General features: G+C 71.5%; 13 protein-coding genes. 6 read left to right on the top strand and 7 right to left on the bottom strand.

Annotated features, from left to right (window positions below; all coding sequences use genetic code 11):
- Positions 1-3 precede the first annotated feature (3 nt).
- Positions 4-1512, top strand: coding sequence for a family 20 glycosylhydrolase (locus tag HNR30_RS29355; RefSeq protein ID WP_181613300.1), 1509 nt, complete (start codon positions 4-6; stop codon positions 1510-1512).
- Here HNR30_RS29355 and HNR30_RS29350 read toward each other — a convergent pair.
- Genes HNR30_RS29350 through HNR30_RS29335 form a run of 4 tightly spaced genes read right to left on the bottom strand, consistent with a single transcriptional unit; the run spans position 1482 to position 6362 of the window.
- Positions 1482-2285, bottom strand: a complete 804-nt coding sequence (locus tag HNR30_RS29350; protein WP_312894723.1) for an ATP-binding cassette domain-containing protein — start codon at positions 2283-2285, stop codon at positions 1482-1484. The genes HNR30_RS29355 and HNR30_RS29350 overlap by 31 nt on opposite strands.
- A complete protein-coding gene (locus HNR30_RS29345) occupies positions 2282-3934 on the bottom strand; it encodes a dipeptide/oligopeptide/nickel ABC transporter permease/ATP-binding protein (RefSeq protein ID WP_220134144.1) in 1653 nt (550 codons plus the stop codon). The genes HNR30_RS29350 and HNR30_RS29345 overlap by 4 nt, the downstream gene beginning before the upstream one ends.
- The gene (locus tag HNR30_RS29340; protein WP_181613298.1) at positions 3931-4872 is read right to left on the bottom strand and encodes an ABC transporter permease; all 942 of its coding nucleotides are present in this window, start codon (positions 4870-4872) and stop codon (positions 3931-3933) included. The genes HNR30_RS29345 and HNR30_RS29340 overlap by 4 nt, the downstream gene beginning before the upstream one ends.
- Entirely contained in the window at positions 4869-6362 is a 1494-nt protein-coding gene (locus HNR30_RS29335; RefSeq protein ID WP_181613297.1) for an ABC transporter substrate-binding protein, read from the bottom strand. The genes HNR30_RS29340 and HNR30_RS29335 overlap by 4 nt, the downstream gene beginning before the upstream one ends.
- A gap of 67 nt (positions 6363-6429) precedes the next feature.
- On the opposite strand from HNR30_RS29335, the gene HNR30_RS29330 reads away from it, so the two are divergent.
- Positions 6430-7041, top strand: coding sequence for a TetR/AcrR family transcriptional regulator (locus HNR30_RS29330; RefSeq protein ID WP_312894722.1), 612 nt, complete (start codon positions 6430-6432; stop codon positions 7039-7041).
- A complete protein-coding gene (locus HNR30_RS29325) occupies positions 7038-9206 on the top strand; it encodes a glycoside hydrolase family 3 N-terminal domain-containing protein (protein WP_181613296.1) in 2169 nt (722 codons plus the stop codon). Before HNR30_RS29330 ends, HNR30_RS29325 begins: the two co-directional genes overlap by 4 nt.
- On the opposite strand, the gene HNR30_RS29320 is transcribed toward HNR30_RS29325, so the two are convergent.
- Complete coding sequence (locus HNR30_RS29320) at positions 9166-10281, bottom strand: family 1 glycosylhydrolase (protein WP_181613295.1); 1116 nt, start codon at positions 10279-10281, stop codon at positions 9166-9168. The two genes, HNR30_RS29325 and HNR30_RS29320, sit on opposite strands and share 41 nt — an antisense overlap.
- 112 nt (positions 10282-10393) lie before the next feature.
- Between HNR30_RS29320 and HNR30_RS29315 the strand changes: the two genes are divergently transcribed.
- Complete coding sequence (locus tag HNR30_RS29315) at positions 10394-10822, top strand: OsmC family protein (protein WP_181613294.1); 429 nt, start codon at positions 10394-10396, stop codon at positions 10820-10822.
- Between the two features lie 44 nt (positions 10823-10866).
- Entirely contained in the window at positions 10867-12981 is a 2115-nt protein-coding gene (glgX, locus tag HNR30_RS29310) for a glycogen debranching protein GlgX (RefSeq protein ID WP_181613293.1), read from the top strand.
- Position 12982: 1 nt separating this feature from the next.
- Here glgX and HNR30_RS50335 read toward each other — a convergent pair whose 3' ends face one another.
- Complete coding sequence (locus HNR30_RS50335) at positions 12983-13930, bottom strand: NADP-dependent oxidoreductase (protein ID WP_181613292.1); 948 nt, start codon at positions 13928-13930, stop codon at positions 12983-12985.
- Positions 13931-14003: 73 nt separating this feature from the next.
- Between HNR30_RS50335 and HNR30_RS29300 the strand changes: the two genes are divergently transcribed.
- A complete protein-coding gene (locus tag HNR30_RS29300) occupies positions 14004-14552 on the top strand; it encodes a TetR/AcrR family transcriptional regulator (RefSeq protein ID WP_246379557.1) in 549 nt (182 codons plus the stop codon).
- A 195-nt stretch (positions 14553-14747) separates the two neighbouring features.
- Here the strand turns inward: HNR30_RS29300 and HNR30_RS29295 are convergent, their stop codons facing one another.
- Positions 14748-15410 carry a GntR family transcriptional regulator gene (locus HNR30_RS29295; RefSeq protein ID WP_181613290.1) on the bottom strand — a complete coding sequence of 221 codons (663 nt, stop codon included), beginning with the start codon at positions 15408-15410 and terminating at the stop codon, positions 14748-14750.
- Positions 15411-15456: the final 46 nt, after the last annotated feature.

Genomic DNA, 15456 nt, shown 5'->3' with positions numbered 1-15456 from the left:
CCTGTGTCGCTCGTCCCCCTGCCGCTCCTGAGCACCCCGCGTCCCGGCGGATCACCTCCAGGCGAGGTCATCCGCATCTCCCCCGACCCGGTCGCCGGGGCCGCCGCCGACCTGATCACCAAGCTGTACGGCACGCGTACGGAGATCACCGGCGACGATCCCGACCTGCGGTTCGTGCGCGCCCCCGTCGACCAGCCCCCTCCCCAGGGCCTCGACCCCCTCGGCCAGGCGGAGGGCTACGAGCTGGTCACCGGCGAGCACGGCGGCGTCACGGTCACCGCGCCGACGCCCGCCGGGTTGTTCCGTGGCGCCACCACCTACGCCCAGTTGCTGGCCGGGGGCGTGCCCGGCATCCACGTCCGTGACGCGCCCGCCTACGCGTGGCGCGGCCTGTCGCTCGACGTGGTGCGCCGGTTCTTCCCCGTCGAGCAGGTGAAGCGGGTGGTGGATCTGCTGGCGCTGTACAAGTTCAACGTCCTGCACCTGCACCTGAGCGACAGCCAGGCCTGGCGCCTGGAGATCCCCGGCATGCCGGAGCTGACCGATCCCGCCCACTGGCCGGGCGGCGCGGGTTCGCGCAACGGCGAGGGCCGCCAGCATTACACGGTCGCCGACTATCAGGAGCTCGTCGGCTACGCGGCCGAGCGGTTCGTCACGATCGTGCCCGAGCTGGACATGCCGGGTCACACGCAGGCGGTGTTGTCGGCCTATCCGGAGCTCGGCGAGCGCCCGCATCCGATGCTCGGCCACCTGGACCCGGCCAGGGCCATGGGGTTCGTGGAGGACGTCATCGCGGCGACGCCGGGCCGGTGGCTGCATCTGGGCGGCGACGAGGCGTTCGGCATGCCGCACGAGCTGTACGCCGCGTTCATGACGGAGGCGCTCGCCAGGGCGCGCAAGGCGGGCAAGCGGGTCGTCGCCTGGCAGGAGGCGGCCAGGTCGGGCAGCCTCCTGCCGCAGGACGTCGTGCAGTGCTGGGTGGGCAGGGGCGACGAGTTCGACGCGGAGAAGATGCGCGAGCAGGTCCCGGAGGAGTACCACCCGCTGCTCGGCGTCGTGGCCGAGTCGTTCGCCCGCTCGCCGCAGGACACCCCCGACGCGGTCGCCCAGGGCGCGTGGATCCTCGCCTCCCCGAGCAGCGTGCTCTACCTGGACCGCCGCTACGCCGAGGAGTCGGCGGACCCGGCGCAGAACGGCGAGCGTCCCGGCATGCCCGCCTACACCCTGCGCAGTTGCCGGGAGTCGTTCGACTGGATGCCGGGGACGCTGGAGGAGATCCCCGAGGGCGCCCGCCTGGCGGGGGTGGAGGCGGCCGTGTGGTGCGAGAGCGTCAAGGGCTTCGACGACCTGGCCTTCCTGCTGCTGCCCCGGCTGAGCGCGATCGCGGAGAAGGCATGGACGGCCGGGCCCACCACGTGGGACGACTACCGAGACCGGGTCGGGAGCCACCCCGCGCTGTGGCGGGCCCTGGGCTGGGAGGCCTACTTCAGGTCGAGCGACATGAACGCCTGACGCCGCGCCCGCTGCTCGGCCACGTCCGCGACGGGCGCGGCCAGCAGCAGGGAGCGGGTGTAGGGGTGCGCCGGCTCGCCGCGCGCCCCGAGCTCCTCCACGATCCTGCCGTCGCGCAGCACGGCGATCCGGTCGCTGACGAAGCGCACCACGGCCAGGTCGTGGGAGACGAACAGATAGGACACCCCGGTCTGCTCCTGGATCTCCCGCAGCAGGTCGAGCACGGTCTTCTGGGTGGTCAGGTCGAGTGCGGAGACCGGTTCGTCGCAGACGATCAGCCGGGGGCCGATGGCCAGCGCGCGGGCGATGGCCACCCGCTGGCGCTGGCCGCCGGAGAACTCCCGTGGCAGCCGTGAGGCCGCGTCGGCGGGCAGGTGCACCCGTTCGAGCAGCGTGGCCACCCTGGCGCGGGCGCCGGGCATCCCGAGGAGCGGCTCGGCCAGGGTGTCGCCGACGGTGCGCGAGGGGTTCAGCGACGTGTACGGGTCCTGGAAGATCACCTGGAGGTCGCGGGCGAGCTCGCGGCGGCGGCGCCGGGGTGCGTGCTCGATGCGCTCGCCGCCGAACGTGATCGTGCCCGACTCGACGGGGACCAGGCCCAGGACGGCCCGGCCGACGGTGGTCTTGCCCGAGCCCGACTCCCCCACCAGCCCGAGCGTCTCGCCGGGCGCCACCGACAGGTCGATCCCGCGCAGCACCTGGGTGCGCGGTGCGCGCCAGCCTCGTCCGGGGTAGGAGACCCGCAGGTCCTCGACGGTGAGCAGGGCGTTCACGTGACCTCCAGCGGCAGCACCGCGTCGAGCAGCATGCGGGTGTAGGGATCGCGGGGCGTGTGGAGCACCTGCCGGGCCGTACCGGTCTCGACGATGCGGCCCTCGCGCATCACCGCCACCCGGTCGCACAGGTCGGCCACGACGCCCAGGTTGTGGGTGACCAGGAGCACGCCGAGGCCGTTGTCGCGCTGCAGCCTGCGCAGCAGCCCGAGCACCTCGGCCTGCACGCGTACGTCGAGCGCGGTGGTGGGCTCGTCGGCGATGAGCAGCTTCGGCTCGCACGACATCGCTCCGGCGATGAGCACGCGCTGGGCCATGCCGCCGGAGATCTCGTGCGGGTAGGAGTCGAAGACCCGGCGCGGGTCGCGGATCTCGACGAGGGAGAGCAGGTCGAGGGCCTTCCGTACGGCTTGCGCCCGGCCGAGCCGCAGTTTCACCCGCATCGGCTCGACGAGCTGGCTGCCCACGGTGAAGGCGGGGTCGAGGTTGCTCATGGGCTCCTGCGGGATGTAGGCGACGACGGTGCCGCGCAGCTCCCGGTGCCGTTTCTCGGGCAGGCCGACGATCTCGGTGCCGTCGACGGTGATGCTCCCTCTGCTGACCCTGCCGGTCTCGGGCAGGATGCCGAGGATGGAGAAGGCGGTCTGGGTCTTGCCGGAGCCCGATTCGCCGACCAGGCCGAGGATCTCGCCCGCGTGCACGTCGAGCCCGACGTTGTGCACGACCTCGCCCGAGGGGTAGGCGACGGCCAGGTCACGCACCGACAGCAGCGCCGCGCGCTCGCCGGGTCCGGCCGTGGGTGCGGCCGGGGTGACCGCCGGAGTGACCGCCGTGGGTACCGCCGGGGTGACCGTGCGCGGCCGCGAGCCGGGGTCCTCCAGCGTGTCGCGCAGCCCCGCCGCGAGCAGGACGAGCGCCCCGCTGGTGAGGCCGAGCGCGAGTCCCGGCCAGAGCATGAGCACCGGATCGCGCTGCATGTTCTTGAACGCCTCGTTGAGCATCGCCCCCCAGGTCGGCGTGTCGCCGCTGCCGATGCCGAGGAACTCGAGCCCCGCCTGCAGCCCGATGGCGATGCCCGCGACGAGCGCGATCTGGATGATGATCGGCGCGCGGACCACGATGAGCACGTGACGCCAGATGATGCGGGCGTCGCTCAGCCCTGACACGCGGGCGGCGTCCACGTACAGCTCGCCGCGCACGCCCGCCACGATGCCGCGCACGAGGCGGTGGAAGCTGGGCGCGATGAGGAAGCCGAGCACCACCATGAGCACCCAGACCGTGGAGCCGAGGATGGCGCGGGACGCCAGCAGCACGACCATGGCGGGCAGGGCCATCACGAGGTTGACCAGCCAGCCCGCGGCGGCGTCGAACCAGCCGCCGTAGTAGCCGGCCAGCAGCCCGGACGGGATGCCGAGCGCCAGGGCGACGAGCAGGGCGATGAGGGCGCCGCCGAGGGTGTTCTGCCCGCCGTACAGGAGCCTGGCCAGGATGTCGCGCCCGGCGGAGTCGAAGCCGAGCGGGTGGCCGGGCGCGGGCCCTTCGAAGGCGTGGCGCAGGCTGGACACGTCGGGTCCCGCCGGGCTGATCACGGGGGCGAGCAGGACGGCCAGCACGATGAGGCCGAGCACGAGCCCGGAGATCCACTTCATCGCAGCCTCGCCTTCGGGTTGAGCCAGCCGATCAGGATGTCGACGAGGAGGTTGATGACGATCACTCCGATGACCGAGATCATGACGAGCGCCATGATGATCGGGATGTCGCCCCGGGTGGTGTAGCCGACGGTCATGCTGCCGATGCCGGGCAGGCCGAAGATCTGCTCCACCAGGACGGCGCCGCCGAGCAGGCCGACGAACTGCATGCCGAGCACCGACAGGGCGGGCGCGGCGGCGTTGCGCAGCACGTGGCGCAGGATGATGCGCCGCGGCGGCAGCCCGCGGGCGCGCAGGGTGCGCACGTAGTCCTGGCGCAGCACGTCGATGACCGAGCCGCGCACCTGCTGGGCCACGCCCGCGACGGAGCCGACCGACAGCGCCAGGATCGGCAGCGTGACGGTCGACAGCCAGCCGGTGAACGACTCCTCCAGCCCGATGTAGCCGATCGCGGGGAACCAGCCGAGCTCGACCGCGAAGAGCCAGACCATGACGAGGGTGACCAGGAAGCCGGGCAGGGCGTAGCCGGTGACGGCGAGGATCTGGACGAACCGGTCGACCCGGCCCCGCCGTACCCCGGCCCAGAGGCCGAGCAGGAGCGACAGCAGGGCGGTGACCAGGGTGACGCCGGCCATCAGGCTGAGCGTGACCGGCAGCCGGTTGGCGATGGCCCGCAGCACGTTCTCGCTGGTGAACCAGGAGGTGCCGAAGTCCCCGCGTACGGCTGCCGCCAGCCAGTCGAGGTACTGCACGAGCGCGGGCCGGTCGAGGCCGAGCGCGGCGTTCTTGGCGTCGACGAGCTCCTGGGCCGCGCCCTGGCCGAGCAGCTGGCGGGCCACGTCGATGTGCGGGATGGACAGCAGTGTGTAGGAGAGCATCGAGATCACCAGGGCCAGGGCCGCGCCCGCCGCCACCCTGCGGACGACGAAGCCGGTCATCCGGCCGGGGCGTAGTTGTAGATCGACGGCACGGCCATGCCGTCCTGCGGGGTGATGGTGACGCTGCCGTCGGAGACGTGCAGGTAGGTCATCCGGTAGAAGGGCAGGAACCAGCCGTCCTCGACGAGGTGGCGGTTGAGCGCCTGCAGGTCGGCCTGCTCGCCCTTGGCCTGGATCTTCGGCAGCAGCTTCTTCACCGTGTCGTCGCTGTAGCCGAACATGTTGAAGGCGCCGGGCAGGACCAGCTCGCCCACGACGACCCAGTCGGCGGGCGACTGGCCCATGTTCATGACCATCCCGGAGTAGGCCCGGTCGCGGAAGATCTTCTGGATGGCCGAGCCCGCGTCCACGTCCTCCCAGACGAGCTTGACGCCGACGGCCGCGAGGTCGGTCTGGAGGGAGGCGGCCAGGGCGTCGGAGACGATGGCGGGGATGCGGGGCAGCTTCAGCTCGAACGGCTCCTTGATCAGCTCGCGCGCCTTGGCCTGGTCGAAGCCGTAGAAGGTGTCGAGCTCGGGCAGGTAGCCCTTGGTGGCGGGGCCGAAGACCTGGCCGGTGATCTGGCCGCGGCCCTGGCGGATCTTGTCGAGCATGGTCTGGCGGTCGATCGCGTGGTTGAGTCCCTGGCGCACCGCCGGGTCCTTCAGGCGGGGGGTGACCATGCCCGCGCGGTCGAAGAGCAGGATGCCCTGGAAGTCGAAGTCCTGCTTGACGGTCTTGACGCCGGCGGCGCCCTCGACGGCGATCTGCTGGTCGGCGTCCTGGATGAGGGCGGCGTTGAGCTGCTTGGTCCTGATGCCGTTGACGATGGCGGTCTCGTTGTCGAAGTAGCTGATCGAGACGGTGTCGTACGGCAGGCGCGTGCCCCAGTACTTGGCGGTGCGCTTGAAGACCCACTTGGTGCCGATGACGGTCTGGCCCTGGTCGAGCTCGTAGGGTCCGGTGCCGCCCGGCTGGGTCTTGAGCTGCTCGCCCTTGGCGAAGTCGGCCGGGTTGGCCATGAGGCCCGCCGCGTCGCTGAGGTAGTACAGCAGCGCGGGGTTGGGCTGGGCGAGCTTGAGGGTGACGTGGGTGGCGTCGACCACCTCGATCGTCTTGACGTCGTTGAGCGTCTTGGCCTGCGCGCCGCCGCCCTTGACGAAGCGCTCCATGTTGGCCTTGACCGCGGCGGCGTCGAAGGGGCTGCCGTCGTCGAAGGTCACGTCGGCGCGGAGCGTGAGCTTGAGCTCGGTCATGGCGGCGTCGTAGGTCCACCCGGTGGCGAGCATCGGGCTGAAGGTGCCGTCGGGCTCGCGCTTGACGAGCGTGTCGTACACGGCCTGGAAGAACGGCAGCGCGCTGCCGTTGGCGTCCTTCGGGTCGAGGCTCTGCGGCAGCGTCATGGTGGCGATGGCCAGGGACTTCTCCGCCGGTGCGCCCGGCTGGCTCGGCGTGCCCGAGCAGGCCGCGAGCAGGGCGAGGAGGGGCAAAAACGCGGCTGTTCGCTTCATTCCGCGAAACCTACCACCTGGTAGATTTGCTGGGAAGTCGCTTTCTACCAAGTGGTAGGTTTGCCCTGTGAACGAGCCGACACCCCGCCGGGGCACCAAGGGCGAGCGCACCCGCGCCCGCATCCTCGACTCAGCCATGGAGCTGTTCTCCCGCTCGGGCTTCCACGCCGTCTCGCTGCGCGACATCGCCGCGCACGCGGGCATGACCCATGCCGGGCTGCTCCACCACTTCCCCGGCAAGGACGAGCTGCTGATCCAGGTGCTCACCCGGCGCGAGGAGCTTGCCGCCCAGCAGGTGCTGGCCTCCGCCCACGCCAGCGAGCTCGGCCCCGCCGAGATCGTCGTGCGCCACCTCGACCAGATCGCGCACAACGCCGAGACCCCCGGACTCGTCGGCCTGTTCGTCAAGGTCTCGGGAGAGGCCGCCGACCCCGGCCACCCCGCCCACGACTACTTCGTCGAGCGGTACCGGCGGCTGCGCAGGCGCACGGCGCGGCTGCTCGCCGTCCTGTTCGAGCAGCACGACCCGCCGCTCAAGCACGACCCCGGCGCCGTCGCCCAGCAACTGCTCGCCCTGGTGGACGGGCTGCAGACGCAGTGGCTGCTCGACCCGGCCGAGGTCGACATGCGCGCCTCGGTCGTGGCCTTCTTCGCCCAGCTCGGATTGGACCTGGAATGACCTCACTCGACGACAGGGCCGCCCTCACCTCGGGCAGCGATACCTGGCACACCACCGCCGCCGAAGGGCTGGTGCCCGCGCTGACCCTGTCGGACGGCCCGCACGGCCTGCGCAGGCAGGCGCAGGCCGAGGGCGACGCGCTCGCGCTGCGCAAGAGCGTCCCCGCCACCTGCTTCCCGCCCGCCGTCGCGCTGGGCTCGTCGTGGGACGTCGAGCTGGCCACCCGGGTCGGTGCCGCCCTGGGCCGCGAGGCCTCGGCGCTGGGCGTGGACGTGCTGCTCGGGCCCGGCATCAACATCAAGCGCTCGCCGCTGTGCGGGCGCAACTTCGAGTACTTCTCCGAGGACCCGCACGTCACCGGCGCCCTCGGCGCGGCCCTGGTGACCGGCATCCAGTCCGTGGGCGTCGGCGCGTGCGTGAAGCACTTCGCGGTCAACAACCAGGAGACCGACCGCATGCGCGTCAGCGCCGAGGTCGACGAGCGCACGCTGCGCGAGATCTACCTGAGCGCCTTCGAGCACATCGTCCGTACGGCCAGGCCGTACGCGGTCATGTCGGCCTACAACAAGATCAACGGGGTCTACGCCTCCCACCACCGGTGGCTGCTCACCACGGTGCTGCGCGAGGAGTGGGGCTTCGACGGCCTGGTCATGAGCGACTGGGGCGCCGTCAACGACCGGGTCGCCGCCCTGGAGGCGGGCCTGGACCTGGAGATGCCGCCCACCGGCACCGACGACGAGATCGCCGAGGCGGTGCGCTCGGGACGGCTCGACGAGAAGGTCCTCGACGAGAGCGTGGAACGGCTCGTACGGCTCGCCGAGCGCGTGTCGGCCCGCCTGCGCTTCGACGGCTGGGACACCGGCGCCCACCACGAACTGGCCCGCGAGGCCGCACGCGCCTCGGCCGTGCTGCTGAAGAACGAGGGCGACGTGCTGCCGCTGACCGGCGGCTTCTGTGTGGTCGGCGAGCTGGCACGCACGCCCCGCTACCAGGGCGGCGGCAGCTCGCACGTGGTGCCGACCAGGCTCGACAACGCCCTGGAGGCTCTGGGGAGCCCTGGTTTCGCCGCCGGATACCGGCTTGACGGCCAGGCCGACGCGGGGCTCGTCGCCGAGGCCGTGGAGCTGGCCGCCCGCCACGAGGTGGCCGTGCTCTTCCTCGGCCTGCCCGAGCCCCTGGAGTCGGAGGGCTTCGACCGCACCACCATCGACCTGCCCGCCGACCAGCTCGACCTGCTGCGGGCGGTGTCCTGTGCCTGTCCCAGGACGGTCGTGGTGCTCTCCAACGGCGGCGTGGTGTCGGTGTCGGGCTGGCAGGAGCACGCCACGGCGATCCTGGAGGGCTGGCTGCTGGGCCAGGCGGGCGGCTCCGCGCTGGCCGACCTGCTGACCGGCGTGTGCAGCCCGTCGGGCAGGCTCACCGAGACGATCCCGCTGCGGCTGCAGGACGTGCCCTCCTACCTGCACTTCCCCGGTTCCGACGGGGTGGTGCGCTACGGCGAGGGCCGCTACGTCGGTTACCGCCACTACGACTCTGCCGACGTTCCCGTGGCCTACCCGTTCGGCCACGGCCTGACCTACTCGCGTTTCGCCTACTCCGGCCTCGTCGTGGACGGCAGGCGGGTGGAGGCGACCGTCACCAACACCGGCGAGCGGTTCGCCCACGAGGTGGTCCAGCTCTACCTGGGCTTCCAGGGCGACCGGCCGCGCCACGAGCTGCGCGGCTTCGCCAAGGTCGGTCTGGAGCCCGGAGAGTCGGCGACCGTCGCCTTCGAGGTGACCGAGCGCGACCTGGCCTCCTGGTCGGTCTCGCGCGGCGGCTGGGCGGTGGAGGCGGGGACCGTGACGGTCGAGGTCGGCGCCTCCTCCCGCGACATCCGGCTCACCGGGGAGCTGGCCGTCGAGGGCGACGGTCACACCGCCGAGCTGACCCGGATGTCCACGCTGGGCGAGTGGCTGGCCCACCCCGTGGGCGGGCCGGTGCTGCGCGAGCTCATGGCCGAGCACGTGCCGTGGCTGGCCGAGGCCGGTCCCGCGCTGCTCGGGATGGCCTACGGCGTGCCACTGATCAAGTTCCGCACGTTCGGCATCGGGCTGAGCGCCGAGGTCGTCGACGCGCTGGTGGCTAGATGCGCCGGCTCCCCAGCCAGCGGGCGCTCGGCTTAGCCGTACGCGCGAAGCTGTCCCGGTCCACCTCCACCAGGCCGAAGGTGGGCCGGTAGGAGCCCCACTCGTAGTTGTCGAGCAGCGACCAGTGCAGGTAGCCGCGCACGTCGGCGCCCTCGGCCATGGCCGCGCGCAGGCCGTCGAGCGCCTGGCCGGTGTACTCGATCCGCTCGGCGTCGTCGGTGGTGGCGATGCCGTTCTCGGTGACCAGGATCGGCACGCCCGGCGCCTTAGCGGCGGTGTAACGCACGGCGTTGCCGAGCGCCGCCGGGTAGTACTCCCAGCCCGTGAGCGTCTTGCGGCAGTCGCCGGCCACGGGCAGGGCGCCGCCCGTGCCGACCAGGACACGGGTGTAGGCCTGCACGCCGATGAAGTCGTCGCCGCGCGCGGCCTCGATGAAGACGTCCTCGCGCGGGCGCGCCCAGGCGTCGCGCTCGGCCTCGGCACCCGGCAGCGCCTCGAAGTTCTGGTTGGCGATGGTCCAGCCCGACCTGAACCCCGCCAGTACCTCGCGGGCCGCCCGGTGCGCCTCGATCAGGGCCTCGGTCATCGCCGGGTCGGGGGCGGGCATGGCTCCCGCCACTCCCCCGCCGCCCTCACGCAGGCTCGACACCATCGCCACGAGGTTGGGCTCGTTGATGGTGCACACCCACTCGACGCCCTCCAGGATCGGCACCACCGCCTCGGCGTAGGCGCGGAACCGGTCCGCGCCGCCCTTCCAGCCCTTGAACCAGCGGGGGCTGGTGAAGTGGTGCAGCGTGACGACGGGGGTGAGCCCGCGCTCCAGGCAGCCCTCGACGATCCGCCGGTAGTGGCCCAGGGCCGCCTTCGAGAACCGGCCCTCCTCCGGCTCCACCCGCGCCCACTCCACGCTGAACCGGTAGGCGTCGAACCCGAGCTCGCGCAGGAGGTCGAGGTCCTCGGGCCAGCGGTGGTAGGCGTCGCAGGCGTCGCCGCTGCGCTCGGGGAAGGGGCCGCCGGCGGAGTTCTCCAGCGCCCACAGGTCGCTGGAGACGTTGTTGCCCTCGGTCTGATGCGCGCTTCCGGCCGCACCCCACAGAAAGGTGTCATTCATGGGCAAAACCTACCACGTGGTTAGTTTTATTGGCCGGGCGCTGACGATCGTGCCCGCACGCCCGCGATATGTTCGGTGCTGAAGAGCATCAGCGATTGAAAGGGATATCGGCATGGCGACGACTCGCACCGCCACCACCCAGTGGAAGGGCGCCCTGCTCGACGGTTCCGGCACCGTCTCGCTCGACTCCTCCGGGGTCGGCACCTTCGACGTGTCCTGGCCCTCGCGCGCCGAGGCGGCCAACGGCAAGACCTCGCCCGAGGAGCTCATCGCGGCGGCTCACTCCTCCTGCTTCTCCATGGCGCTCTCGCACGGCCTCAACGGCGCCGGCACCCCGCCGCAGTCGCTGGAGACCCGCGCGGACGTGACCTTCCAGCCGGGCGAGGGCATCACCGGCATCGTGATCAGCGTCAAGGGTCACGTGCCCGGCATCACCGCCGAGCAGTTCCAGGAGGCGGCCGAGACCGCCAAGGCGAACTGCCCGGTCAGCAAGGCGCTGACCGGCACCACCATCACGCTCAACGCCGAACTGCTGAGCTGATCCACTCTCCCCGCCGTGCCTCTCGCATGAGACAATCGGGACGCATGCGAGAGGTATGGCCGGGCGAACCGTATCCACTCGGCGGCACGTGGGACGGTGTGGGAACCAGTTTCTCCATCTTCTCCGAGGTCGCCGAGCGGGTCGAGCTGTGCCTGTTTCACGACGACGGCAGCGAGGAGCGCCTCGACCTGCCCGAGGTCGACGGCTTCGTGTGGCACGGCTACTTCCCCGGCATCGTGCCCGGCCAGCGCTACGGCTACCGCGTGCACGGGCCCTACGAGCCCTCGCGCGGCAAACGCTGCAACCCCGCCAAGCTCCTGCTCGACCCCTACGCCAAGGCGATCGACGGCGACCTGGTGTGGAACGAGGCGGTCTTCCCCTACTACTTCACCGATCCTGACAAGATCAACTCTGTCGACAGCGCTCCCTACATGCCGAAGAACGTGGTGATCAACCCCTTCTTCGAGTGGGGCAACGACCGGCCGCCGCGTACGCCGTACCACCAGACCGTGATCTACGAGGCGCACGTGCGCGGGCTGACGATGCGCCATCCGGCCGTGCCCGCCGAGCAGCGCGGCACCTATGCCGGCGTCGGCCACCCGGCGATCATCGACCACCTGCTGTCGATGGGCGTCACCGCCGTCGAGCTGATGCCCGTCCACCACTTCGTGCCCGAACACTTCCTGGTGGCCCGCGGCCTGACCAACTACTGGGGCTACAATACGATGGCCTACCTGGCCCCGCACGGCGCCTACTCCAGCGCGGGCACGCGCGGCCAGCAGGTGCTGGAGTTCAAGGCCATGGTGCGGGCGCTGCACGAGGCGGGCATCGAGGTCATCCTCGACGTGGTCTACAACCACACCGCCGAGGGCGACCACATGGGGCCGACGCTGGGCTTCCGCGGCATCGACAACCACGCCTACTACCGGCTGCACGACGGCGACCGGCGCTACTACCTCGACTACACCGGCTGCGGAAACTCCCTCAACGTCAGAAGCCCGCACGCGCTGCAGCTCATCATGGACTCCCTGCGTTACTGGGTGCTCGACATGCACGTCGACGGCTTCCGCTTCGACCTGGCCGCCGCGCTCGCCCGCGAGCTGCACGACGTCGACCGGCTGAGCGCCTTCTTCGACCTCATCCAGCAGGATCCGGTGATCTCGCAGGTCAAGCTGATCGCCGAGCCGTGGGACGTCGGCCCGGGCGGCTACCAGGTCGGCAACTTCCCGCCCCTGTGGACCGAGTGGAACGGCAAGTACCGAGACGCGGTGCGCGACTTCTGGCGCGGCCACGCCGTCCTGCCGGAGTTCGCCTCCCGGCTGTCGGGCTCCTCCGACCTGTACGCCTCCAGCGGCCGCCGCCCGGTCGCCTCGATCAACTTCGTCACCTGCCACGACGGCTTCACCCTCACCGACCTGGTCTCCTACGACCGCAAGCACAACATCGACAACGGCGAGGACAACCGCGACGGCACCGACGACAACCGCTCGTGGAACTGCGGCGCCGAGGGGCCCGTGGAGGACCCCGAGATCGTACGGCTGCGCGAACGCCAGCGCCGCAACCTCCTGGCGACCCTGTTCCTGTCGCAGGGCATCCCCATGCTCTCCCATGGCGACGAGCTCGGACGCACCCAGCGCGGCAACAACAACGGCTACTGCCAGGACAACGAGCTCACCTGGATCGACTGGTCCAGGATCGGGCTCGAGTCCGGCATGCTCGACTTCGTGCGCACGCTCTCGAGGCTGCGCCGCCGCCACCCGGTCTTCCAGCGCCGCCGCTTCTTCCGCGGCAGCACCGAAGGCAGGCGCGACCTGGTGTGGCTCACCCCCGCGGGCACCGAGATGACCGCGGGAGACTGGCAGACCGGCTATGCCAGGGCGATGGGCGCCTACCTGAACGGCTCGGCCATCACCGAGCCGGGGCCGCGCGGCGAGCGCATCGTCGACGACTCGTTCCTGCTGCTGATCAACGCCCACCACGAGGACATGACCTTCACGCTGCCCGGGGCCGAGTTCGGCGAGTCGTGGATCACGGTGCTCGACACCAGCGACGAGACGCCCCGCGACGAGCCCTTCCCCGACGAGCACTGGCCCGCAGGGGCCATCGTGGCGGTCACGTCGCGCAGCCTCCAGGTGCTGCGCCAGCCGCGCAAGGACTGACCTACACCTCCAGGACGATCTTGCCCTGGAGGTGGCCGCGAGCGGCACGCTCGTGCGCCCGGCGGGCCTGGGCGAGCGGGTGGACGCTGTCGATGCCGACCACCAGGCGTCCCGCGTCGATCAGCTCGGCCAGCTCACCCAGCTGGCGGCCGCTGGAGCGCACCTGCGCGCTGACGATGGAGACGCTTCGCTCCGCGGCGCGCTCCGGGCTGAGCCTGCCGATGGGGAAGACGGCCGCGAACGTGCCGCCCGGCCGCACGACGTCGAGCAGGCCGTCCATCGCGTCGCCGCCGACCGTGTCGATCACCACGTCGGCCAGCCCCGCGGGGACGGCCTCCTTCGTGTAGTCGATGAACCGGTCGACGCCGAGGCTCTCCAGGAAGGCCGCGTGCCTGCCGGAGGCGACGGCGATGACCTCGTTGCCCTGATTCTTGGCCAGTTGCACCGCGAAGTGTCCCACGCCTCCCGCCGCGCCGTTGACCAGCACCGTCCGGCCCGCCGGCGGCCGTACGTGGTCGACGGCGTACTGGTAGGCGGTCAGGCCCGCCATCGGCACGGCCGCGGCCCGCACGTGGTCGAGGCTGCGCGGCTTGCGGGCCAGCTGGCCGGCGGGAACGGTGACGTATTCGGCGTACGCGCGCCCGCCGGGCCCTCCGGGCGCCGGAGGGAAGCGGATGAGCGCGTAGACCTCCTCGCCCTCCCGCCACTCCCCCGAGCCCTCGACGACCACGCCGGAGACGTCCGTGCCGGGGATGTGCGGCAGGGGGAGGGTGGGGCGCAGGTCTTCGGGGATGGTGGCGAACCCGGTGCGGGCGTACCAGTCGGGCGGGTTGACGCCCACCGCGTTCACCTTGACCAGCACCTCGCCCTGAGCCGGTCGCGGCGTGGGCACCTCCTCGTGGACGAGCACGCCGGGGCCGCCGAACTCGTGGAACCTGATGGCCTTCACATCTGCCTCCTATAATCGGATCAGTGTTCCGGATAATAAGCGGAGCACTGTTCCGTTTGTCAAGGGAGTGCCGATGGTCCGAGCAGACGCCGAACGCAACCGCGCGCGCATCCTGGGGGTGGCCCGCGCCGTCGTCGCCGAGCAGGGCACCCAGGCCTCGCTGCGCGACGTCGCCCGGCGCGCCGAGGTCGGTCTCGGGACCCTGTATCGGCACTTCCCGACCCGCGAGGCGCTGCTGGAGATGTTGCTGCGCGAGCGGTTCGACGAGCTGGCGCGGCACGCGCGGGAGCTGGAGGACGGGAGCGACGCCGGCGAGGCCCTGGCCCGGTGGCTCGGGGAGTTCGTCCAGGGCGGCACCTACCGGGGCGTGGCCACCACCCTGATGGCGACGCTCAACGACGAGGAGTCGGCGTTGCACGCGGCCTGCCTGTCGATGCGGCAGGCAGCCGGGCGGCTGCTGGCCCGCGCGCAGGAGGCGGGCGCCGTGCGGGGCGACGTGGACGCGCTCGACCTGTTCGCGCTGGCCAACGCGGTGAGCTGGATCGGCGAGCAGTCGGACGGCCTGGCCGAGCGGCGCGGCCACCTGACGGCCCTCGTCCTCGACGGCCTGCGCCGGACCTGAACCGAGGTCAGCTCAGGAGGCGGCCTGCGCCGGACCTGAACCGAGGTCAGCTCAGGAGGCGGCCTGCGCCGGACCTGAACCGAGGTCAGCCCAGGAGACGGCCTGCGCCGAGCCCGACCGGGCTCGTGACGGGGCCCGATCCGGGCTCAGCTCAGGCGGGGCGCGTCCCGTGGCGGGGCCTGACCCCGGCTCAGCTCAGGCGGGTGTGTCCGTGGCGCCCTTGATCAGGAGGCGGGCGGTGTGGGAGATGTGGTGGCGCAGCCGCTCGGCCGCGCTCACCGCGTCGCGCTCGACGACCGCCTCCAGCAGCCCGCGGTGCTCCAGCGCGATCTCCTCCTCCGACTCCTGCCCGTAGGACACCGCCCACGTGCGATACAGCTCCGCCTCCTCCCGCAGACCGCACGCGATGGAGCGCAGCCGCCGGTTGGGGCAGCCCTCCAGCAGGGCGAGGTGGAAGGCGGTGTGCGCGGCCGACCAGGCCGCGCTCGGATGCTCGCGCGAACCCTCGCCGAAGAACGGCGTGCGCGCGAGCACGTGGTGGGCGGCGACCACGGCGGCCTCCCACGCCATGTCGCCCTCGCGCACCGCCATGGCGAACACCAGCGGTTCGACCTCCCGCCGGGCCGAGGTCAGCTCGGCCAGGTCGCCGTACGACAGGGAGACGACGGTGAAGCCGTGGTTGGACTGGCTGGCGACCAGGCCCTCGGTGACCAGGCGGGTGAGGGCTTCGCGGGCGGCGCCGACGCTGGTGCCGTAGCGGGCACACAGGTCAGGAAATTTCAGGCGCTGTCCTGGAGTGAGCCGACCGCCCAGGATGTCGGTGCGCAGCCGCTCGTAGATCTCCCCGCTCTTCCCCATGGCCGCCCACGATAGCAACTTTCGAAAGTTTCCGTTAGATTCGAGC

Origin of the sequence: Nonomuraea soli (assembly GCF_013761175.1) — a bacterium.
In the GTDB taxonomy this organism is placed as follows: domain Bacteria; phylum Actinomycetota; class Actinomycetes; order Streptosporangiales; family Streptosporangiaceae; genus Nonomuraea; species Nonomuraea soli.
This window is presented reverse-complemented; position numbering and strand designations above follow the sequence as displayed.

Bases quoted from the DNA above. Each gene is read 5' to 3' on its own strand.
- HNR30_RS29345 (WP_220134144.1), bottom strand. From the start codon at position 3,934: ATGAAGTGGATCTCCGGGCTCGTGCTCGGCCTCATCGTGCTGGCCGTC.
- HNR30_RS29340 (WP_181613298.1), bottom strand. From the start codon at position 4,872: ATGACCGGCTTCGTCGTCCGCAGGGTGGCGGCGGGCGCGGCCCTGGCC.
- HNR30_RS29335 (WP_181613297.1), bottom strand. From the start codon at position 6,362: ATGAAGCGAACAGCCGCGTTTTTGCCCCTCCTCGCCCTGCTCGCGGCC.
- HNR30_RS29325 (WP_181613296.1), top strand. From the start codon at position 7,038: ATGACCTCACTCGACGACAGGGCCGCCCTCACCTCGGGCAGCGATACC.
- HNR30_RS29320 (WP_181613295.1), bottom strand. From the start codon at position 10,281: ATGAATGACACCTTTCTGTGGGGTGCGGCCGGAAGCGCGCATCAGACC.
- HNR30_RS29315 (WP_181613294.1), top strand. From the start codon at position 10,394: ATGGCGACGACTCGCACCGCCACCACCCAGTGGAAGGGCGCCCTGCTC.
- glgX (WP_181613293.1), top strand. From the start codon at position 10,867: ATGCGAGAGGTATGGCCGGGCGAACCGTATCCACTCGGCGGCACGTGG.
- HNR30_RS29300 (WP_246379557.1), top strand. From the start codon at position 14,004: ATGGTCCGAGCAGACGCCGAACGCAACCGCGCGCGCATCCTGGGGGTG.
- HNR30_RS29295 (WP_181613290.1), bottom strand. From the start codon at position 15,410: ATGGGGAAGAGCGGGGAGATCTACGAGCGGCTGCGCACCGACATCCTG.